This is a genomic window from Cronbergia sp. UHCC 0137, assembly GCF_034932285.1.
GTDB lineage: Bacteria > Cyanobacteriota > Cyanobacteriia > Cyanobacteriales > Nostocaceae > Cronbergia.
The window spans coordinates 72,081-93,699 of the sequence record NZ_JAYGHC010000018.1; the positions used below are offsets into that span (position 1 = coordinate 72,081).

22 protein-coding genes are annotated in these 21,619 nt (G+C 40.3%); 10 read left to right on the forward strand and 12 right to left on the reverse strand.

Annotation, left to right across the window (positions count from 1 at the left end; genetic code table 11):
• Positions 1-518: 518 nt before the first annotated feature.
• Together ntcA and VB711_RS11255 are read left to right on the forward strand one after the other, a co-directional pair.
• Positions 519-1,190 (forward strand): global nitrogen regulator NtcA, encoded by a 672-nt coding sequence (ntcA, locus tag VB711_RS11250; RefSeq protein WP_323286064.1) that lies wholly within the window; start codon positions 519-521, stop codon positions 1,188-1,190.
• Positions 1,191-1,358: 168 nt separating this feature from the next.
• Positions 1,359-2,807, forward strand: a complete 1,449-nt coding sequence (locus VB711_RS11255) for a DUF3084 domain-containing protein (protein ID WP_323286066.1) — start codon at positions 1,359-1,361, stop codon at positions 2,805-2,807.
• Here VB711_RS11255 and VB711_RS11260 read toward each other — a convergent pair.
• Positions 2,804-3,214, reverse strand: a complete 411-nt coding sequence (locus VB711_RS11260; protein ID WP_323286068.1) for a hypothetical protein — start codon at positions 3,212-3,214, stop codon at positions 2,804-2,806. The two genes, VB711_RS11255 and VB711_RS11260, sit on opposite strands and share 4 nt — an antisense overlap.
• Before the next feature lie 43 nt (positions 3,215-3,257).
• Here VB711_RS11260 and VB711_RS11265 point away from each other — a divergent pair, with 43 nt between their 5' ends.
• The gene (locus tag VB711_RS11265; RefSeq protein ID WP_323286069.1) at positions 3,258-3,707 is read left to right on the forward strand and encodes a pre-16S rRNA-processing nuclease YqgF; all 450 of its coding nucleotides are present in this window, start codon (positions 3,258-3,260) and stop codon (positions 3,705-3,707) included.
• 23 nt (positions 3,708-3,730) lie between these two features.
• Here the strand turns inward: VB711_RS11265 and VB711_RS11270 are convergent, their stop codons facing one another.
• From VB711_RS11270 to VB711_RS11300, 7 genes are all read right to left on the reverse strand, one after another.
• Positions 3,731-3,994, reverse strand: a complete 264-nt coding sequence (locus VB711_RS11270; RefSeq protein ID WP_323286144.1) for a DUF3146 family protein — start codon at positions 3,992-3,994, stop codon at positions 3,731-3,733.
• A gap of 207 nt (positions 3,995-4,201) precedes the next feature.
• Positions 4,202-4,453, reverse strand: coding sequence for a type II toxin-antitoxin system HicA family toxin (locus tag VB711_RS11275; protein ID WP_323286071.1), 252 nt, complete (start codon positions 4,451-4,453; stop codon positions 4,202-4,204).
• Entirely contained in the window at positions 4,446-4,955 is a 510-nt protein-coding gene (locus VB711_RS11280; protein ID WP_323286072.1) for a DUF4365 domain-containing protein, read from the reverse strand. Before VB711_RS11280 ends, VB711_RS11275 begins: the two co-directional genes overlap by 8 nt.
• 127 nt (positions 4,956-5,082) lie before the next feature.
• Entirely contained in the window at positions 5,083-5,211 is a 129-nt protein-coding gene (locus VB711_RS11285; RefSeq protein ID WP_323286145.1) for a DUF4351 domain-containing protein, read from the reverse strand.
• Between the two features lie 37 nt (positions 5,212-5,248).
• On the reverse strand, positions 5,249-6,151 hold the full coding sequence (miaA, locus tag VB711_RS11290; protein ID WP_323286073.1) for a tRNA (adenosine(37)-N6)-dimethylallyltransferase MiaA: 903 nt from the start codon (positions 6,149-6,151) through the stop codon (positions 5,249-5,251).
• 25 nt (positions 6,152-6,176) lie between these two features.
• On the reverse strand, positions 6,177-7,148 hold the full coding sequence (locus VB711_RS11295) for a hypothetical protein (RefSeq protein ID WP_323286074.1): 972 nt from the start codon (positions 7,146-7,148) through the stop codon (positions 6,177-6,179).
• Positions 7,145-7,552, reverse strand: coding sequence for a RusA family crossover junction endodeoxyribonuclease (locus VB711_RS11300; RefSeq protein ID WP_323286076.1), 408 nt, complete (start codon positions 7,550-7,552; stop codon positions 7,145-7,147). The genes VB711_RS11295 and VB711_RS11300 overlap by 4 nt, the downstream gene beginning before the upstream one ends.
• 405 nt (positions 7,553-7,957) lie before the next feature.
• Here VB711_RS11300 and gyrB point away from each other — a divergent pair, with 405 nt between their 5' ends.
• Positions 7,958-11,131: a DNA topoisomerase (ATP-hydrolyzing) subunit B gene (gene gyrB, locus VB711_RS11305; protein ID WP_416233575.1), complete on the forward strand. Its 3,174-nt coding sequence runs from the start codon at positions 7,958-7,960 to the stop codon at positions 11,129-11,131.
• A gap of 123 nt (positions 11,132-11,254) precedes the next feature.
• On the opposite strand, the gene VB711_RS11310 is transcribed toward gyrB, so the two are convergent.
• Complete coding sequence (locus VB711_RS11310) at positions 11,255-11,440, reverse strand: hypothetical protein (protein ID WP_323286078.1); 186 nt, start codon at positions 11,438-11,440, stop codon at positions 11,255-11,257.
• A gap of 437 nt (positions 11,441-11,877) precedes the next feature.
• Positions 11,878-12,075, reverse strand: coding sequence for a hypothetical protein (locus tag VB711_RS11315; RefSeq protein WP_323286079.1), 198 nt, complete (start codon positions 12,073-12,075; stop codon positions 11,878-11,880).
• Positions 12,076-12,370: 295 nt separating this feature from the next.
• Between VB711_RS11315 and rpoD the strand changes: the two genes are divergently transcribed.
• Positions 12,371-13,549: an RNA polymerase sigma factor RpoD gene (rpoD, locus tag VB711_RS11320; RefSeq protein ID WP_323286080.1), complete on the forward strand. Its 1,179-nt coding sequence runs from the start codon at positions 12,371-12,373 to the stop codon at positions 13,547-13,549.
• A 169-nt stretch (positions 13,550-13,718) separates the two neighbouring features.
• Here rpoD and VB711_RS11325 read toward each other — a convergent pair whose 3' ends face one another.
• Positions 13,719-13,898 (reverse strand): chlorophyll a/b-binding protein, encoded by a 180-nt coding sequence (locus tag VB711_RS11325; RefSeq protein ID WP_323286081.1) that lies wholly within the window; start codon positions 13,896-13,898, stop codon positions 13,719-13,721.
• A 150-nt stretch (positions 13,899-14,048) separates the two neighbouring features.
• Here VB711_RS11325 and VB711_RS11330 point away from each other — a divergent pair, with 150 nt between their 5' ends.
• Entirely contained in the window at positions 14,049-14,507 is a 459-nt protein-coding gene (locus VB711_RS11330) for a DUF29 domain-containing protein (RefSeq protein WP_323286082.1), read from the forward strand.
• A 454-nt stretch (positions 14,508-14,961) separates the two neighbouring features.
• Here the strand turns inward: VB711_RS11330 and gyrA are convergent, their stop codons facing one another.
• Positions 14,962-17,448, reverse strand: coding sequence for a DNA gyrase subunit A (gene gyrA, locus VB711_RS11335; protein ID WP_323286084.1), 2,487 nt, complete (start codon positions 17,446-17,448; stop codon positions 14,962-14,964).
• A gap of 638 nt (positions 17,449-18,086) precedes the next feature.
• On the opposite strand from gyrA, the gene VB711_RS11340 reads away from it, so the two are divergent.
• The 4 genes from VB711_RS11340 (at position 18,087) to VB711_RS11355 (ending at position 21,212) form a co-directional block, all read left to right on the forward strand.
• Positions 18,087-18,482 (forward strand): response regulator, encoded by a 396-nt coding sequence (locus VB711_RS11340; RefSeq protein ID WP_323286087.1) that lies wholly within the window; start codon positions 18,087-18,089, stop codon positions 18,480-18,482.
• A gap of 374 nt (positions 18,483-18,856) precedes the next feature.
• Complete coding sequence (gene rimP, locus VB711_RS11345; protein ID WP_323286089.1) at positions 18,857-19,318, forward strand: ribosome maturation factor RimP; 462 nt, start codon at positions 18,857-18,859, stop codon at positions 19,316-19,318.
• A gap of 213 nt (positions 19,319-19,531) precedes the next feature.
• Entirely contained in the window at positions 19,532-20,803 is a 1,272-nt protein-coding gene (gene nusA / locus VB711_RS11350) for a transcription termination factor NusA (protein WP_323286090.1), read from the forward strand.
• A 139-nt stretch (positions 20,804-20,942) separates the two neighbouring features.
• Positions 20,943-21,212, forward strand: coding sequence for a YlxR family protein (locus VB711_RS11355; protein ID WP_323286091.1), 270 nt, complete (start codon positions 20,943-20,945; stop codon positions 21,210-21,212).
• Positions 21,213-21,619: the final 407 nt, after the last annotated feature.

Sequence of the window (21,619 nt, forward strand, 5' to 3'; positions counted from 1 at the left end):
TTTCAACGCTTATTCCTTGCACTTGATTCACCTTTTTTCACCTTCAAACCCTTGATATATCTTCGTTTGAGATTTATATGCCTAACGGCAGGCTACGCTATCAACAAGCCCTAATTGGTGGTGGGTATGAATCCCTCACTCATTTATTCTGACTCCTGGCTACTGACTCCTGACTCCTTCTTCAAAGAATTTTTTTAATGTTACTTGGGGATGGTGTGAACTGCAACAAAATTTCTGTTGCTGTTTTTAACAACTTCTCAAGAGAGATAAAATCTTTCTAAAAAAATCCTTTGATTTTAATTTGATTTTAAATAGTGTTCACTTCAGATAGTGGAACTATTTAGCAACATAAATAGTTGAAAGGAACAATAATTATGTATTATGATCAACAGATGACCAGAAAGCGGTCAATTTGAGTATAGTAACAAATAGAAAGATTAATGATGCTTTCTTGATTTTTCAGGTGTATTCTTAGGTAATTAGTTTTTGTTTTTTCGGCATTGGGTAGGGGAAGGGAGATGATCGTGACACAAGATAAAGCCCTAGCAAATGTTTTTCGTCAAATGGCAACCGGGGCGTTTCCTCCGGTTGTGGAAACATTTGAACGCAACAAGACGATCTTTTTTCCTGGCGATCCTGCCGAACGAGTTTATTTTCTTCTCAAAGGTGCTGTCAAGCTTTCCAGGGTGTACGAGGCTGGAGAAGAAATAACGGTGGCGCTGCTGCGGGAAAATAGCGTTTTTGGTGTGTTGTCGTTGCTAACGGGTAACAAGTCTGATAGGTTTTATCATGCAGTGGCTTTTACAACTGTAGAGTTGCTTTCTGCACCAATTGAACAAGTAGAGCAAGCACTGAAGGAAAATCCTGAATTATCAATGTTGATGTTAAGGGGTCTTTCTTCGCGGATTCTCCAAACAGAAATGATGATAGAAACCTTAGCTCACCGGGATATGGGTTCGCGGTTGGTGAGTTTTCTGTTAATTCTCTGCCGTGATTTTGGTGTTCCTTGTGCTGATGGCATTACGATTGATCTGAAGTTATCCCATCAGGCGATCGCTGAGGCCATTGGTTCTACTCGCGTGACTGTCACCAGATTGCTTGGTGATTTACGCGAAAAAAAGATGATTTCTATTCACAAAAAGAAGATTACTGTCCATAAACCTGTTACTTTAAGTAAGCAGTTTACTTAAAATAATTGGGGCGATCGCAGTGGTCAGGATTGTATTTTTAGTGATGAAACCTAGATTTGGAGGTAAATCCAAACATTGAATTATTTAATCTTTGGCGATGCTTCTATCTCCCCCAGTCGATGGCTGAAGGTAGTAGGCTGGATCTACAAGCCATTGGGTAACTAAAAGATGGCCACTGGGTACATCCTGATCATTGCAATTTTACTTTTGGGAGGCGTAATTGCCACCGTGGGCGATCGCATCGGTACACGGGTTGGCAAAGCTCGTCTCTCACTCTTTAAGCTGCGGCCAAAAAACACGGCTGTATTAGTAACTATTTTTACTGGCAGTTTAATTTCTGCCTCAACTCTAGGGATTTTATTCGCTGCGGATGAAGGTTTACGGAAGGGAGTTTTTGAGTTAGAGGATATTCAAAAAGACCTGCGAAATAAGCGAGAACAGCTAAAAATTGCTGAAACTCAAAAAAGCGAGGCAGAGGAAAGGCTGAACCAAGCGAAGAAAGAACAGAGTCAGGCACAGGAAGATTTACAAAAAACTAATTTATCATTGCGGGCGGTGAATGCCAAACAAAAGGCAACGCAAGCCCAACTCAACCGGACTATTGCCAAAGAAGCTAAAACCCAAACCCGACTCCAACGTAGCCAAAAGCGACTCGGCCAGGTGGTGACTCAGTACCAACAGGCTATTGATGAGTTGCAGAGTGTGGAGAATCAGCGTCAGGTGTTAAAGGGGGCGGTTGAACAGTTGAAAATTGAGCGAGAACGGTTGTATGCGGAAGCGAAGAAGGCTATTGATGAAGCAAAAACAGCCATTGACAAGCGCGATCGGCAAATTGCCCAGTTAGATCAACTTATTCAAAAACGTAACCGAGAAATTAAAGAGCGAGAAATAATCATTGCCAAAAGGGAATCTTTGCTCAAAGAATTGGGAAAACAGCAAAAATATTTGGAACAGGAAGTAGCAAGGTTAGAGAAATATTACCAATCATACCGTGATTTACGTCTGGGTAAGTTGGCTATAGTTCGGGGTCAAGTTTTAGCTTCTGGTGTGGTGCAGGTCAATCAACCTGGTGCTGCTCGTCAGGTAGTGATCAAAATTTTGCAAGAAGCTAACCGTAATGTAAATATTGAATTAACAGAACCTAGTGCTAATCCGGGAAATGCGGAAATATTGCGGGTGACGCAAGAACGGGTAGAACAGTTAGTTAAACAGATTAATGATGGTCGAGAATATGTGGTGCGGATTTTTTCTGCTGGTAATTATGTGAGGGGGGAAGATCAGATAGAATTTTTTGCGGATGTCACACGCAATCAGTTGGTATTTTCTAGTGGTGAAGTTCTCGCTTCTAGTTCTGCTGATATGAAAACTATGACTTCGTACCAACTGCGTCAACGTCTAGATTTACTAATTTCTGCTTCTCAATTTCGCGCTCGCAATGCGGGAATTGTGGAAAGTGTACAAATTGATGGGACTTTTTTGCGCTTTTTTAGCCAATTGCAGCAGTCTACTACCCCACTGGAAATTAAGGCGATCGCCGCAGACAATACTTATACTGTAGGACCCTTGAGGGTGAAACTAATAGCAATTCTAGATGGAAAAGTTGTTTTTAGCACTTAATAGTTAGGCGGCAGGGGAGGTAGGGGGCAGGGGGCAGGGGGGTAGGGGAGGTAGAAATTATTGTTCATCTCCATAGGAAAATCGTTCATCTTCATGGAATAATCGTTCATCTTCATAGGAAAATCGTTCATCTCCATAGGAAAATCGTTCATCTTCATGGAATAATCGTTCACCTCCATAGGAAAATCGTTCATCTTCATGGAATAATCGTTCATCTCCATAGGAAAATCGTTCATCTCCATAGGAAAATCGTTCATCTTCATGGAATAATCGTTCACCTCCATAAGAAAATCGTTCACCTCCATAAGAAAATCGTTCATCTCCATAGAATAATCGTTCACCTCCATAGAATAATCGTTCACCTCCATAGGAAAATCGTTTACCTCCATAGGAAAATCATTACCCATTACCCATTACCCATTACCCATTACCCATTACCCATTACCAACAATGATTAATCAAGACTTTTCACCTACACAACCAGTAATTTTGGGTTTTGATCCAGGTAGAGATAAATGTGGTGTGGCAGTGATGGGACTGGATCGGCAATTGTTTTATCATCAAGTTGTTTTGGCTGGAGAAGCGATCGCTACAATTGAGTCATTACGGCAAAGGTTTCCTGTGTCTTTGGTGGTGATGGGAGATCAAACGACCGCTAAACAGTGGAGACAGCAATTAAATCAGCAATTAATAGAACCGTTGAATATCATTTTAATAGATGAGCGTTATACGAGTTTAGAGGCACGCGATCGCTATTGGCAAATGTACCCACCACAAGGACTTACAAAACTTTTACCCAAGGGGATGCGTCAACCCCCAAGACCGGTAGATGATATCGTAGCCATTCTTTTAATCGAAAGATACTTAAATCGCCTAACTGGTATTGGTGTTGACTCTTGAGTGCTGAATTGATTTACCAGTATCTAAAGTTCAGCCCGAATTGTAAAAACATAATCACCTCCTGGTTCTAGTTGATAATCTTTTTGTTCTAAAAAACGACCTAGAGGTTCTTTAATCAAGGCACGACCTTGGGAAGGCTTCACAGTCAGTTCTCCTCGGCGGAAATACCACTGGAAATGCCACTCAAAATCACCCGCGCTGACTTCACCTTCAAGCAGGCCCTGTTGCCAAGATTGGCTGGTAATTCTCACATGGGCAGTGGTTTCTGGTAGACGTTTAGCACTCACTATGCTTGATGTCATGTATAGGGTACAGTTTAACCATTTAGGTTACTTATTTCTATGTACCAAAAATATCCGATATTGACAAATAAGTAGGTTAACAAAAAAATACCATCGGTGTAAAAATAAGTAAATTGCTTTATTTCCTGAACAGGAAGTTTGGGTAAGGGAGATTTTAGATAATATTTAGACAGTGTAATTATAGGTGAGATTTTAGCTTGCAACTTTTCCTAAAAAACTGTCGAAAGAATTTGTATTGATTAACCCATTTTCAACCAATATTCGACGTACAGCTACCAAATGCACGAACTGAACATAAGCCTGTTGTTCGTAAGCTGGTAAAATAACTAAAGTTCCTGACAATGGATATTGATAGATTTTTTGAGAACCTGTTGTTGGTACTTTAGTAAAACCTATCTTGAAAAGTAATTGTTCTAGGTCAGTAAACTGAATATCTCTAACCATGATGACGAATCACTCCCTTTAACTGGTTTAGAATATCATTCCGGTATTCAGCAAATTTTTTGATTGCTTCTTGATCTAGTATATTCGTTTTAGGCAAATGAACGGTAACACTTTCACCAATTTTAGATAGATCAAAACCTGGACAATTTTCAAAATATGCCTGTAAGTATAACCAATAAGCTATATCTAACTGAGCGTCATATACAATTAGAATACACGGCATAGGCTCAAACAACCACAATTCCAAGTCAGAACGCGCTATGCTAAAAGTAATAGTTTCTTGATCTGCAAGTGTTCTGAGAGAATCTGTAGCTTTTAATTGTAGGTAAATTTGACCATTTTCAATTTCACTATTTATATTATATGTAAAAAGAATTAAATCAAACCCATAATCATACTCAACTCTTTCTACAGAATAACCACATAAAAACACATATCGTTCAACATGATTTACGCTCAAATCTGCTATTATATGTTCTCTATGTCGTTTCTTTTTTGCCATTAATTCAATTTACCTAAACCTTTGTGCATTATACCAAAGAATGTTTACAAATATAGACTGAGAGTTAAATCAATCATTGAAATTCTATAGCTTAATAAGGGCGATGTCTTTAGTGATTGCACTAAACTCAGCCTCTTTTCTGCTTATTTAACCAAATGACTAAATCAGCTACATTTGAAAAGTCTAATAGTGCTTCTCTTAAATCTTTTAATTTGTCAACTGATAACTTTTTAAGAGGTTGTTTGAAAAGTATGATATTAAACTAATAAACCTTAGAAACCTAGCCCCCTTCCCTACATTTGATATGCAATAAAATTACTGATTCGTAACCAAACCTGCTCTAATAAATCAGGATTTTCTGAATCAAACCATTCAATTTGGGGATATGCTCTAAACCAGGTGCGTTGACGTTTGGCAAATTGTTTTGTATGTAGAATAATTAATTCTTTTGCGGCTTCTAAAGTCACTTCTCCAGCTAAATATTGTTTAATTTCTTGATATCCCAAGGTATTTAATAAAGATAAATCAGTGCCATATTTTTGAGATAAATATTCTACTTCGGCAACTAAACCATCTGCTATCATTTTTTCAGTGCGATCGCTAATTCTCATCCCTACACTTTCTGCTGTACAATCTAAACCAATCTGCAAAATCGGATAACTCGGTGGATTTTCCCCCTGTTGTTCAGAAATCGGCAATCCAGTCACATAATATACTTCCAATGCTCTCAATGTCCGCACCAAATCATGGGCGTGAATTTTTTGTGCCGCAATGGGGTCAACTTGTTGTAACATTTGATAGAGTTGGGTTTGACCAAGAGATTCCAACTGCGATCGCAATTCTGGCTGTGGTTCAACTCTAGGAATCTTCAACCCTTGAACAATAGAACGAATATATAAACCAGTACCACCGACTAAAAACAGAGGAGAAACCCCAAGACTAGCAATTAATTTCTGTGCTTGCTCTTGATAATCTGCTAATGTCAGAGTATGAGTTGGTTCGCATATATCTATTAAATAATGTGGGATTAATTTTTGTTCAGTCTCAGTTGGTTTAGCAGTACCAATATCAAACTCACGATAAACTTGACGGGAGTCAGCACTAAGAATTACCCCATTACAACGTTTAGCTAAACTCAAAGCCAACCCAGATTTACCCGTTGCAGTTGCACCACAAATTACAATTAATTTACTCATTTTTCAGTAAAGCATCAACTGCTATTTATGCTTTATCACGTAAAACTAATTGGTTTTTGTTTAGTTCTTCGTTATTAAATTCAAGGTCAGGATCATAAGACTCAGAAACTAAATGTTGAAGATCGTTGAAAAAATTTGGTAATCCTTCTTGTTCATAGGCCTGTTTAATCCTCGCTAGTATTTCATCTTGTTTTTCTTTTGTTTCGTCATGCAACAAGGAAGTAACATTTTCCACGAGAGTCCGATGTTTTTCTGCTGTGGTTTTCTCAGCCATACTAGCCATTACTTGCACTAAAATTGATAAAATTCCTCTTCTTTGGCTTATAGATATGTCAGGAGTCCATTCTTCCAACAAATTACCCAGAAAATTTACAAACGTAAATAAAACATCCCAATTTAGCTTTTTAATATATCCTTTAGCAAGATGATTTCGCTTCTCAATATAAGCTTGAATCATATCAAATTGAGATATTGATAACTCTCCCAAAGAGTATATTGACCTTACTAATCTAATAGATGACCAATGTTCGACAGGAATTGACAAATCAACTGCTTTTTTTATTAATGCTCGCTCAAAAATATTCCAAAAAGCGAGAAATACAGACTCAATTTCATTATTCTTAATAACTCCATAAGCCTGACTAAAACTGTCAATTAGTTCGTCCCAAGAAGGAAGTTGTTCAGGTGCTAAAGGTAATAAATCGGCTTCTATATCTTCAAGTGTCACCAATAAAAAACGCCAACCTGGATGTCTCCTAATTTCTTTTAATGCGGACTGTAAAATATCAATAGAACCTCTGTTAGTAGTAGTTTTTACGTCAATTATTAAACCAGATTCACCTTCATTTTTAGTAGCAAGAATATCTGGTTGATAATTATCTAAATTAAAAGGTAATTGATCTGTTTTGGGTTTGATCAAGATATCAAATCCTTCATCACTATACTTCTTTGCCAAAGATTTGACTTTCTCATCCTGCAATTTTTTTGTATTGTTCATAAGTATTTTTCCAATGGTTTAGAACTACTCACTTTTACATATACACACTCTTTACCTGTAAGCATACCGTCCTGTAGTAAAGAAGGTAAATCTGTAATATCAATTATCTCAGACGGAAACCGACGATGACTTTCTACATCTGATACTAACCTATCATCTTCATAAACTAACTTATTAAGTGCATCCTGAATAGGTTTAATGATATTGTCGGTGTCGGGTGGATCACTAGCACAAATATAAACTATTGTTAATTGTAGATCACCCTCTTTAATTGGACTACCAGCATTCCAAACCTTTTGGGCTTCAGAATGGACTAATCTCTTCCATTCTTGAAGATTTTTATTTTTCCCTTGCAATGAAACAGGTCTTTTGAGTATGAGAAATTCAAAAGGTATTATTAACATTTTAGCTTAGTTTACTCTCCAATTGCACCACTATTATCTCTAGAATGAGAAATTCACAAGGTATTATTAACATTTTAGTTTAGTTTGCTCTCCAATTGCACCACTATTATCTCTAGAATGAGAAATTCACAAGGTATTATTAGCATTTTAACTATTCCTCCCCTGGTTTGCAGACAGTTAGGGTGGCTACTCGTTGCCCTCCAATATCTTTGTATAAACTTCTCATTAAATTGTGCTACAGACGGCAGCAAGGCTTTTGTGTTATAATCTTGGGGTGATTTGACTTTTTTCGCTTTTTGGCGATTTTAAACCCCACGCATCAGGAGAATCTTCATGACGAGCAGTTACAGTGCCGATCAGATACAAGTTCTGGAAGGTCTGGAAGCCGTCCGCAAACGACCAGGGATGTACATTGGTACCACAGGTCCGCGAGGACTTCATCATTTAGTGTACGAGGTAGTGGACAACTCTGTTGATGAGGCTTTGGCTGGTCATTGTACCCACGTCGAAGTCGATCTCAACGCTGATGGTTCAGTGACTGTAACAGATGATGGTCGGGGTATTCCGGTCGATCTTCACCCAAAAACAGGGAAATCAGCTTTAGAAACTGTATTAACTGTACTCCACGCTGGTGGTAAATTTGGCGGTGGCGGCTATAAAGTTTCTGGAGGTTTACACGGGGTTGGTATTTCTGTAGTAAACGCCCTTTCGGAAATGGTGGAGGTTACAGTTTGGCGTGATAAAAAGGTGTATACCCAACGCTATGAACGGGGTTTCCCTGTCAGCGAACTGCAATCCAAGCCGGACAAAGAAGGGAGAACGGGAACTTCTGTCACCTTCAAGCCAGATATTCAAATTTTTACCATTGGGATAGAGTTTGATTACATTACTTTATCAGGTCGCTTGCGAGAGTTGGCTTATTTAAATGCAGGTGTAAAAATTACTTTTACCGATCATCGCCTAGAATTATTAAAAAGCGAAGAACCCAGGGTAGAAACTTACGAATATAAAGGCGGTATCAAAGAGTATATCGCCTACATGAACCGGGAAAAACAGCCCTTACATGAAGAGATTATTTATGTGCAGGGAGAAAGAAATAATGTTCAAATAGAAGTATCTTTGCAGTGGTGTACTGATGCTTATACTGATAACGTGTTGGGTTTTGCGAATAATATCCGCACCGTTGATGGTGGTACGCACTTAGAAGGGTTAAAGGCTGTTTTAACTAGGACTTTGAATGCGATCGCTCGCAAGCGGAATAAAATTAAAGAAAGTGAACCTAACCTCAGTGGTGAACACGTCCGGGAAGGTTTAACAGCAGTCATTTCTGTCAAAGTCCCAGATCCAGAATTTGAAGGACAAACCAAAACCAAACTTGGTAACACTGAAGTTCGAGGAATAGTTGACTCTTTAGTTGGGGAAGTTTTAACTGAGTATTTAGAATTTCGTCCCACTGTTGCTGATTCGATTTTAGATAAAGCTATTCAAGCTTTCAAAGCCGCCGAAGCCGCCCGTCATGCGCGGGAATTGGTACGCCGTAAATCTGTACTAGAATCTTCTCCCCTACCTGGTAAATTAGCAGATTGCAGTACCCGTGATCCTAGTGAGTCGGAAATATACATCGTGGAAGGCGATTCTGCGGGGGGGTGTTTTCATGGTGATACACTTGTAGCATTAGCTGATGGGCGATCGCTCAGTTTTAAAGAAATTGTCGCCGAACAAGCAATAGGAAAAGAGCATTTTTGCTACACCATTCGTAATGATGGCACCATTGGAGTGGAACGGATTATTAACCCCCGCATAACTAAAGCCAATGCTGAAGTGATCAAGGTGACGTTAGATAACGGGGAAACAATTATTTGCACACCCGATCATCGCTTCATGCTACGCGATCGCAGTTACAAGCAAGCTGAATTTTTAACACCAGATGATTCCCTAATGCCTCTGTATCGGCAAATATCCGATATTAGCAATCCAGGGATTACCATTAACGGATATGAGATGGCTTGGAATCCACGTTCTGATTCTTGGTTATTCACCCATCTGTTAGCGGATTGGTATAACCGTTCTTTAGGTGTTTATAACCTAACAGATGGAGAACATTGCCATCATATTGATTTCAACAAGCGCAATAACAACCCGACAAATTTACAGCGTTTATCTGCTGAGGCACATTTGGCTTTACATCGCGCTCATGTTGAAAAAACATTGCATCGTCCAGATGCAATTGAAAAGAGCCGGAAAACTCGTCAAAGCCACGAATTTCGTGCCAAGATGAGCCAAAGAATGCAGCAGCCTGAAACTCGTGAAATTTTATCACAACAAGCCAAGGAACAATGGGTTTCTGAGACTTATCAAAACTATATGCTTGGCAAGTGGCGTGAGTTTTATGATAGTAACGAAACCTATCGTCAGCAAAACCATGAACGTCTCAATCAAGCCCAGCAAGATTATTGGCGTGATGAAACTAACCGTTTAGCCCAAGCAGAAAGAGTTAAAAACTATTTTGCCAATAATCCCCAAGCTGTTGCAACTCAATCACTTTTGGCTAAGGAACAATGGCAAGATGAAACTTTGTTAGCATGGCGGCGAGAAAAAACCCAACAGCAATGGACACCTGAATTTCGCGCTCAACGTCATGCTACTTTGCATCAAACATACTATCGCAAAACTATCGCTGTTCTCAAGCAAATCGAAATTGAGCATGGGAGGCTTGATTTAGATGCTTATAACAACTACCGTAAACAGACAAGAGACAAGTCTTTATTACGGTTTGATAGTTTTTGTCAGAGGTACTTTGATGGGAATGAATCTTTAGCTTATGAAGCTGTTGCTAATTACAACCACCGCATTGTCAGTATTGAACGTTTACCAGAACAAGTAGATGTTTATGACATCGAAGTTCCCAAAACCCACAATTTCGCCCTAGCTTGTGGTGTATTTGTCCACAATAGTGCCAAGCAAGGACGCGATCGCCGTACCCAAGCAATCCTCCCATTACGTGGTAAAATCCTGAACATCGAAAAAACCGACGATGCCAAAATTTATAAAAACAACGAAATCCAGGCTTTAATTACAGCATTGGGTTTGGGCGTTAAAGGTGATGAATTTGATTCAACACAATTACGGTATCATCGCATAGTCATTATGACCGATGCTGACGTAGATGGAGCGCACATCCGTACATTGTTGTTAACGTTCTTTTACCGATATCAACGGGCATTAATTGAAAACGGTTTCATTTACATTGCTTGTCCCCCACTTTATAAGTTAGAACGGGGACGGAGTGAACCAAGATATTGTTATAGCGATCGCGAACTGCAACAGCACATCGCCACCTTCCCAGCCAACGCCAACTATAACATCCAACGGTTCAAAGGTTTGGGAGAAATGATGCCCCAGCAACTCTGGGAAACCACCATGAACCCAGGAACTCGCACCCTCAAACAAGTGGAAATTGAAGACGCAGCCGAAGCAGATCGGATCTTTACCATTTTAATGGGCGATCGCGTCGCACCCAGAAGAGAATTTATCGAAACCTATGGTTCAAAACTCAACCTCACAGATTTAGATATCTAAATAGAGGGAACAGGGAACAGGGAACAGGGAATAGGGAATAGGGAATAGGGAATAGGGAACAGGGAACAGGGAACAGGGAACAGAAAAACCAGTTGTGTAATTAGGGTTATCACTTGACCAGATTTAATACTGTTCTTCTCTTCTTCTAATTCTTCCTCCTGACTCCTGACTCCTGACTCCCGACTCCTGACTCCCGACTCCTGACTCCTGACTCCTGACTCCTGACTCCCGACTCCTGACTCCTAGCCCTAACCAAAAGACTTTTTCCCCATTCCCTGTTTTTTGGATACAATAAAAAAAGTTTGTCAAGTTGCGTAGGTTTGAAATCTCAACATTGCGCTAATGTGTGAATAAGGCCAAATTGAGTGAAATCTAAATTCATCCGTCATTCGGCTCGTTCCACCATAATCTCAACTTAGAAGTTAAGGTTATTTGGTAGCAGTTGCTAGATAAGTTAGGACAGACAATAATCGTAAAAGTTCAGACATCAAAAAACTTTTAACCATTTTGCCTGTTTCCTGCTATGGCATATACAAAGTTAATTACCTGTAAACAAGTACCAAAATGTTTCTACCTAGCCGTTAGCCCAGCTTTGCTCTCTTAATTAAGTGATTTATGAAGGAAATGTAATGATGGGTGCATTAATAATTCAGACCTGAGTTAACATAAAAATTCCTCTTGTCAGGTAATCATTTTTGTGCCTAACATCTGGACTCTGACAGTCTCTCCTGTGTCTACCCTTTAATTTAAAGAGAACGCCACTGAAAAACCAACAAGTTTTCGACAAGATTTAAGGGTGCGACTACTGTTTTTAATGTCTTTTTGATAAAAGTGGCTTCACCTTGCTTAAAGGCTTCATGATTAACACACAAAAAGAGTGCAATTTCTGTGAAATAGGCTACAATCGGAACAATGTTTACAGGTAAACTTTCCGGCTTCGTCATATTCTTTTGTTGAAAGTAATTAATTTCTAGATTTAAGATGCGTCTTCATTGAAAACCATCAATCAGAACTTTTGTACTACAACGGTGGATATGACCACTACTAAAGTGAGCAAATCACATCTTTGTGAAAATTGCCACTGAAGCAAAACACAGTCCTTAACCACAGGGCAAAACCACCGAAAATATCACGGACAAATTCACCAAAGTCCTAATTTTCGGTCATAGATTAGCTCGATTAAAAGAGCAGTAAACTGTCTTGAGTAATTGATTCTGCAAGGAGCATGAGGAACGCGGCATGAACCAGGCTAACAACGTACTCGAAAATAAATATCAGCCTGACCTAGAAATTAAAAATCAGCCTGATTTCGAGGAGTTAGAAGGACTCTTAATCGAGGAAGATGAAGAGGATTTGCTACTCACCGATGATGGTGAAATGGAAGAGTTTTTAGAGCCTCAGCCTGATGGGGACGAGGCCAAGTCTGGAAAAGCCGCTAAAACGCGCCGTCGGACACAAACCAAGAAAAAGCACTACACTGAAGATTCTATTCGGCTGTATTTGCAAGAAATTGGTCGGATTCGGCTATTACGGGCAGACGAAGAAATTGAATTGGCGCGGAAAATTGCTGATTTACTAGAGCTAGAAAGGGTATACGAGAGACTGCAAGAACAGTTAGAACGGGAACCTGAGTATAAGGAATGGGCAGAAGCAGTACAGTTACCACTACCAGCCTTTCGCTATCGTCTCCATCTGGGACGCAGAGCGAAGGACAAAATGGTACAATCTAACCTGCGGCTTGTGGTTTCTATCGCCAAGAAATACATGAATCGTGGCTTGTCCTTCCAAGACCTAATTCAAGAAGGTAGTTTAGGTTTGATTCGGGCGGCGGAAAAATTTGATCACGAAAAAGGATACAAGTTTTCCACTTACGCTACATGGTGGATTCGTCAGGCAATTACAAGAGCGATCGCTGATCAATCTCGCACCATCCGTCTACCAGTCCACCTTTACGAAACCATATCACGAATTAAGAAAACTACCAAGCTCCTGTCTCAAGAAATGGGACGTAAACCCACAGAAGAAGAAATCGCTACTCGCATGGAAATGACCATTGAGAAACTGCGATTTATTGCTAAATCAGCCCAATTACCAATTTCTCTAGAAACGCCCATTGGGAAAGAAGAAGATTCCCGATTGGGCGATTTTATTGAGTCTGACGGTGAAACCCCAGAAGATCAAGTTTCTAAGAATCTATTGCGGGAAGATTTAGAGAAAGTTCTCGACAGTCTCAGTCCCCGTGAAAGAGATGTGTTAAGACTGCGTTACGGTTTAGATGATGGTCGAATGAAAACTTTAGAGGAAATCGGCCAGATTTTTAATGTCACCCGTGAACGAATCCGTCAAATAGAAGCGAAAGCACTCCGCAAGTTACGCCACCCCAATCGCAACAGCGTTCTCAAGGAATATATTCGCTAAATTATAGTGGGTTTTTACGCAATTAAATTATAAATAATCCTGGCAGAATCAATATCTACCAGGATTTTTATTATGGTGTTGATGATTTAGGATCGTGCAGAGGGCAGGACTTTATACTTTAACTCAGCAACGATTTTCTTAATTTATGAATAATTGCGTTTCTCAAAAATTAAAGAATACCCCAGAAGTGGAGAAAGCCTTGACCGGAGAAGATTTCAATTAAAGTGGCTGCTAAAAAGCCAATCATAGCCAAGCGACCATTCCAAACTTCTGCTTGAGTGGTGAAACCCCAGCGCCAAGCGTTGCGATCTTCAGGTGTGGAAGTAACAGTTTTTGTTGCGTTAGCCATGGTTCGCACTCCAAGTTAGATTTACTAAGCTTAATTGCCTTATGTAAATAAATATAACAGATTTTTTCAAAATTGCAACATTTGTTTACGAAATATTTTGAAGGGAGTGAGCAATTGTAAAATAGGAACATCGTCACTGGAGAAGACCCGATGACAGTTCTAACGACAAAATCCTCTCTCAAGGCTGTCTATGAACAAAATTACTTGCTGTGGTTAGAAATGACAGCCGAACAACTCCGCACAGGAAAATTAGAAAATTTAGATATTGAAAATCTGTTAGAAGAAATTGAAGCAATGGCGAGAAAAGAAAAAGTCGCCTTAGAAAGTAACTTAGAAATTTTATTGATGCACCTACTAAAATATCAATATCAAGTTAATAAGCGTTCTTCAAGTTGGCGATATACCATTGATGAACATCGCAGCCGGATTATCAAAGCGATGAAAGTCAGTCCTAGTCTAAAACCTGACTTAAAAGAAGTCTTTGATGATTGTTATCAAGAAAGTAGGAGAAAAGCCGCCATTGAAACAGAGTTAACAACCAGTATTTTTCCGATCCAATCGCCCTTTAGTGAAGAAGATATCTTAGATCCCGAATTTTTGCCTAAATAGGCGATCGCTGATAGCGTAGCGTGCCGTTAGGCATATAAAGCTAAAACTGAGATATATCAAGGGTTTGAAGGTGAAAAAGGTGAATCAAGTGCAAGGAATAAGCGTTGAAACTGTTCATTTACCTATCACTTGACCCGATTTAATACTGTTCTTCTCTTCTTCTAATTCTGACTCCTGACTCCGGTCACTGAGCGACTTGTACTGAGCGAAGTCGTAAAGCCTAACGGCATAGCTGACGCTTACCGCGGAGCGTGGCGTTAGCCATAGTAAGCCGAAGTGCTGACTCCTAGCCCTAATGAAAAGACTTTTTTCATCAAACCCTACTTAGGAACGCAAATTTAATAACCTGCAATTCTGATTTAACCTGGAATGGTGCGTTACGCTGTCGCTAACACACCCTACTTTTGCACTTTATTTAATTCATATTCCTTAAATCCTGATGCTGACATACCCGCTAAATTTGTACTTCCACCACAGCGATAATTCTCTCATCACGGTTAAGTTGGAGGATATTTTCTCCTTTATCATCCTTGTTGGCAATTGGTATAGTTTCTACAGGAACTCGCACCACACGCTCTTTATTAGTAACTAAGGCAACTTCAGCACTGGGAGTTACGCCTATCATTCCCGCTAAATTGTCAGATTTGTTAGCAAATCTTAGTAACTGTGTACCCAAATCACCCCGATTAGAGGCCTTTAAACTATTTGTAACTAAACGCTTGGCGTATCCTTCTTGAGTAACTAGCAATAGATGATGATCTTTTTTAGCAGTGACACAGCCGACCATTTGCTGATTTCTTAACAGGCGAAATGCTTGTAAACCCATGGCTGCACGACCCATTAGAGGCAATTGTTCATCATTTAGAGGAAATCGCAATAAACGGCCGCTAGAACTGGCTAAAATTAGATTTTCTTCTGGGGTAGTAAACTGGGTAAAAGACAATTCATCATCGTCTTTAAGTTTTAAAATAGTGATTCCCCGACGAGTGACATTAGTTAATTCATCTAAAGATAGGCGTTTGATTCTACCTAACTTTGTCACCAGAACCATTTGCTCGGTTTGGAGATTTTCTGGTAACACAAAGCGGCTAACAACACTTTCAACATTACCTTGAGCAGTGTTGGTCAGCATAGTGATTAGTGGTGTTCCCCGTGGAGAACGTCCAGTTGTGGCGGGAATATCTCCTACTTTCACCGGATAGATTTTGCCCCCACTGGTTAAAATTAGTAAATCTTTCTCTGTATCTGTTGATTTGGTTTGGATGATGAAATCGTTTTCATGCAAACTATTTTCGGCTTTTGGTTTTTTGGCAGTGGGGGAAAGACGACGGACATAACCGCGCTGGGTAAATTCTATAATTGCTTCTTCTGCTGGCTGTTCAGATGTGAAACTTTCTTCTATTTCTGCTGTTCCCTTTTCTGCTTTGACGGGGATATCGCTGTTGGTTAAGATTTTAGTGCGTCGGGGGTCGTTGTATTTACGTTTGAGACTCCGCAAATCTTTTTTTAATGCTTTGAGTAATTCTCGTCTGTCTTCGAGTAATTTGCGTAAAGCGGTAATTTGTTCGCTGAGTTGGTCAAATTCCTGCTGTAGATTTTGCTGTTCTAAACTGGTGAGACGACGTAATGGCATGGAAAGAATAGCATCTGCTTGTACTTCTGTCAAATCAAGTCGTTCGCAAAGATTCATTTTGGCTGTACTGCCGTCTGGTGCTTGCCTTAAAATGGCAATTACATCATCTAGGTTAGATAGGGCTTTGAGTAAACCACTGAGGATATTGACACGGTTTTCGGCTTTCCCTAATTCGTAACTGTAGCGACGGTTGAGAGTGTGTTCTCGGAAGCTTAAAAATTCCTGTAATATTTGCCGTAAGCTTAACTGGCGGGGTTGTCCATTGACTAGAGCTAAGAGAATCGCCCCAAAGGTTGTTTGTAAGGCAGTTTGATGATATAAATGCTGGAGAAGTTCTTGGGGGTTGGTGTCGCGTTTGAGTTCAATTACTACCCGCATCCCTTCGCGATCGCTCTCATCCCGCAAATCAGAAATCCCGTGTAAACGTCCTTGATTCACCAAATCAGCCACTTTTTCAATCCAACCAGCCTTATTCACTTGATAAGGTAACTCTGTAATAATAATCGCCATGCGGCGCTTACTTCCCCTAGTGGCAGGAATTTCTTCCATTGTCGCCACACCCCGCAATAAAACTCCACCTTTACCTGTGGTGTAAGCTTCCCGGATTCCTGTAGTCCCCACAATTTCGCCACCAGTAGGAAAATCTGGACCAGGAATTAACTCAAATAATTTTTCATCTGTCAATTCTGGGTGATCAATTAACGCAATTAACCCATCAACAACTTCTCCCAGGTTATGGGGTGGAATATTTGTCGCCATTCCCACCGCAATCCCCGCACAACCATTGAGTAATAAAAATGGTAATTGGGCAGGTAATACCGTTGGTTCTTGCTGGGAATTATCAAAGTTACCAATAAATTCTACAGTTTCATCGGCAATTTCCGTCAGCATTCCCTCATGGCCGATAGATGCTAGACGGGTTTCCGTGTAACGCATGGCGGCTGGTGGGTCATTATCGACACTACCAAAGTTACCATGTCCAGCTAGGAGAGGATAGCGGCTGGAAAATTCTTGGACGAGTCTAACTAACGCATCATACACAGATTGGTCGCCGTGGGGATGGTATTTACCTAACACATCCCCAACTACACGGGCGCATTTTCGATAGGGTCTGTCTGGTGTTAAACCGAGTTCGTGCATGGCATACAAAATACGCCGATGCACTGGCTTTAAACCATCACGCACGTCAGGTAAAGCCCGCCCCACAATCACACTCATGGCATATTCTAAGTAAGACCGTTGCATCTCAGTGTGCAGGGCTGTGGTGATGACCTGTCCCGTAGGGAGAAGGTTTAACTGTTTTGCCATGAGTTTTTTCCCTGAATTTTAACTATACAAAGGTTGCTGAAAATTAATACTGTGGATAGCACAGCATAACGGATAAAGTGGGTTTCCTCACACAATTTTGATACTAAAATTTAAAAAAGTAGTAGTATTATCCTTGTTATTAGGAAGACAGATATAACATTTGTCGGGTATTTGAGGACATACAGTGGCTCTCGTAAAAGAACCGTAGGTATATCTTAAAATATAGCCTACGCCTTGACTGGGCTACAGACAATAAGGTACTTTCAAACTTTTTGTCTGTTTATGGTTTGCGGCCATAGTTAGGTGACAAGAAGACTGAGATGGGTTTTTAGATTATAGGACTTACGCAAAATATCCCTCAAAACCGCATTTCTCTGTGAACTCTGTGCCTCTGTGGTTTGTTTTTCAGTGACTTGTGCGTAAATTCTAGATTATTTTTGATTTTAGAGTTAACTCTGCCATACTGGATTAGCGTACAGTTGAATTATACATATTGACATTATCTGGTCTAAAGGCGCGGTGTTTTGAGTATTTTGCTCATCACTAGGTGCTGGAATTGATATCTGAACTAGATTTGTGCGTTTTGAATTTAGGATTTTGGATTCTTTATTTCTTTTACCATTACCCATTAATCTCTCATGAAAACTGTTTTAATTGTCGAAGATGATTTAATTAATGCTCGTGTTTTTTCTAAAATTTTAACTAAGCGTGGTGGGTTAAATGTGAAACACACGGAAAATGTGGAGGAGGTAATGAAAATTGCCCAAGCGCGAGAGGCTGACTTGATTTTAATGGATGTTTCTTTGTCGCGCAGTGTTTATCAAGGCAAGTCTGTGGATGGGATTAAGATTACACAAATGTTAAAATCTGATCCGCAAACGGAGAGTTTACCAGTGATTTTGGTGACAGCGCACGCAATGGAGGGCGATCGCGAAAGTTTTCTCAAGCAGAGTGGCGCTGATGGTTATATTTCTAAACCAGTTGTTGACCATCAGCAATTTGTTGACCAGATTTTGGCACTTATGCCAGATTAAGGGGGCAGGGGGGTAGGTATTTTACCATAGACCTCTTGAAAAAATATTTTATGCTATAAGGGTTAGGCTTTAGTTTGTTTTCCTATTGATAAAGTAGGTTGAAAGCCTTGTTATCATTAGATTGTAGATAATTCCAAAAATTCAAAAAATACCTGCTGGATGTGGGTTTTACTACTCCAACGCCTCTTGGTTGTAAAAAACCTACACCTGTCAGGACTCCCCTGCCCCCTGCCTCCTTCCTTTTTTGACTAATTAAAGAAATACGCTACACTCATGTTAGGGATGAACCAACGTCGGTTCGTCAAAAGACTTCTTGGAAGATATCCCTATCACAGGAAGTGGGTAAATGCCCACTTTTTTTATTGGATTCTCGCATGACTCATCCTTTAGTCCCACAAATTATTAACTTGGCGACACCAGTAGCAGAAGAACTGGGTTTAGAAGTTGTTGGCGTTGTTTTGCACACCAACCAACGTCCACCTGTGTTGCGGGTAGATATTCGTAATACTCAACAGGATACTGGTCTGGATGATTGCGAACAGATGAGCCGCCTTTTAGAAGCCTCCCTAGATGCGGCAGAGATCATGCCAGATGCGTACATATTGGAAGTATCCAGTCCCGGTATTTCGCGGCAACTGGCGACTGACAGGGAATTTATCTCCTTTAAGGGATTTCCTGTGATTGTCTCTACTTCCCCATCCTACGAAGGACAGCAAGACTGGACAGGTCAGTTGATTCGTCGGGATGAAACAAAACTTTACTTAAATCAAAAAGGTCGTGTCATCGAAATTCCTCGTGCATTGATTACCAAAGTGCATCTAGATGAGAACCGCTAAACGATTTTAGATTGTGGATTTTGGATTTTAGGTTTTAGGTTTTGGAAAGAGAGAGATAGGGGTAATACCCATTTAAAAGGACTGGTGAAGAGAAATCAAGTAATGGAAGTGGAGAACATCACCGACATTACCGACTCATCACCAATTCTTCGTCTCTAATCTAAAATCTCAAATCATTTTGGGTACTTAGATAAAAATTGAGGAGATTATTTTATGTCAATGGTTACTTTAGCTGGATTAAAAGAATTAATTGAAAGTATTAGCCGCGATCGCAATTTACCACGTCTAGCAGTACAGTCAGCAATTAGAGAAGCACTCCTCAAGGGTTACGAACGTTATCGTCGCGCCCAAAACATAGAACGTAAAATATTTGATGAAGAATACTTTGAAAACTTTGAAGTAGAACTTGACATAGAAGGAGAAGGATTTCGCGTACTTTCCACCAAAACCATCGTTGAACAAGTTAGCAACAGCGACCATCAAATTTCCTTAGAAGAAGTACAACAGGTAGCCCCAGAAGCCCAATTAGGAGATTCGGTGGTTCTCGATGTCACCCCAGATCAAGGAGAATTTGGTCGGATGGCGGCCATGCAAACCAAACAGGTGTTAGCGCAAAAACTGCGAGATCAACAACGCCAGATGGTGCAAGAAGAATTTCAAGACCTAGAAGGAACAGTCCTGCAAGCTAGAGTTTTGCGATTTGAACGACAATCTGTAGTTTTAGCAGTTACCAGTAACTTTGGTCAGCCAGAAGTAGAAGCAGAACTACCAAAGCGCGAACAACTCCCCAACGATAATTATCGGGCAAATGCTACCTTTAAGGTATATCTCAAAAAAGTGTCCCAAGGCCAACAACGGGGTCCACAGTTGCTAGTGTCTCGTGCCGATGCTGGTTTAGTAGTTTATTTATTTGCCAACGAAGTACCGGAAATTGAAGACGAAGTAGTGCGGATTGTGGCAGTAGCCAGGGAAGCCAATCCGCCCTCTCGTTACGTTGGACCCCGGACTAAAATCGCCGTTGATACCTTAGACCGGGATGTAGACCCCGTGGGTGCTTGTATTGGCGCTAGAGGATCAAGAATCCAAGTAGTAGTTAACGAATTGCGGGGTGAAAAAATAGATGTAATTCGTTGGTCACCAGATCCAGCAACCTACATTGCCAATGCCTTGAGTCCCGCACGAGTCGATGATGTAAGGTTAATGGATCCCGATACCAGACAAACTCACGTCTTAGTAGCCGAAGATCAACTGAGTTTAGCCATTGGTAAAGAAGGGCAAAATGTCCGGTTAGCGGCAAGGTTGACAGGTTGGAAAATTGACATCAAAGACAAAGCCAAGTATGACTACGAAGGAGAAGATACAAAATTTATTGCCGCACGAGCTAAACATCAACTAGAGGAAGATGAAGATAATTATTTAGAAGATGAAAACCAAGCAGAATTAGAACTAGAAGATGAAAATTATGATACAAGTGAGGAAGATTAATTGCTATGTAGTATAGCAGGCCATAGGCAACAGACAAAAGGCAACTCTGAACAGAATCGAAAATTTTGGGGTAGCTAGATTTAAAATAGCGATCGCTTTCTTTGACCAAAAAATAGTGGATTGACCTAGTAAGATCCTAATGAAACCGAATTATCGGCGTTGTATTAGTTGCCGGAGAGTAGGCCTAAAAGAAGAGTTTTGGAGGATTGTTCGTGTCTTTCCATCTGGAAAGGTACAATTAGATGAGGGCATGGGGCGTTCTGCTTACTTATGTCCGCAACCGAGTTGCCTACAAGCATCTCAGAAAAAAAATAGACTAGGGCGATCGCTAGATGCAGCAGTGCCAGAAACACTGTATCAGACATTGTGGCAACGTCTAAACCAAACCAATCCCCAAAACCAAAATTAATTGGCATAAACTGAAGACGGTAATCCCTAGAGAGATGGTCACGGAATCCGAACCATTCGCACTTCCGTTACATCCTCTGCTATCGTTCAGGTTAATGTCAAAATAGTAAGTGGGTGTAGAAAATCAACGGCTCTTCCCAAAAAAATTGGCAGAGACGCAGCAATACACCCAGTAAGTTTTACTAAATTGTGTTGTGGAAGACTCAGAACCAACAAAACAAAAACCAACAAAATGGCAACCTGGTAGCGCCAAAGCGCAGTTCGGCATCAAGGCTTCCTATAAAAATCTTTTATTATTTAGAAAATTTTTATGGGTATCTGTCAACCATCCTTTATGGTGGGGATGCCAGAATTAAACCCAAACATCTCTCTTTCCTAATGGTCGGCACCAGGAGCAAAATCACCAAG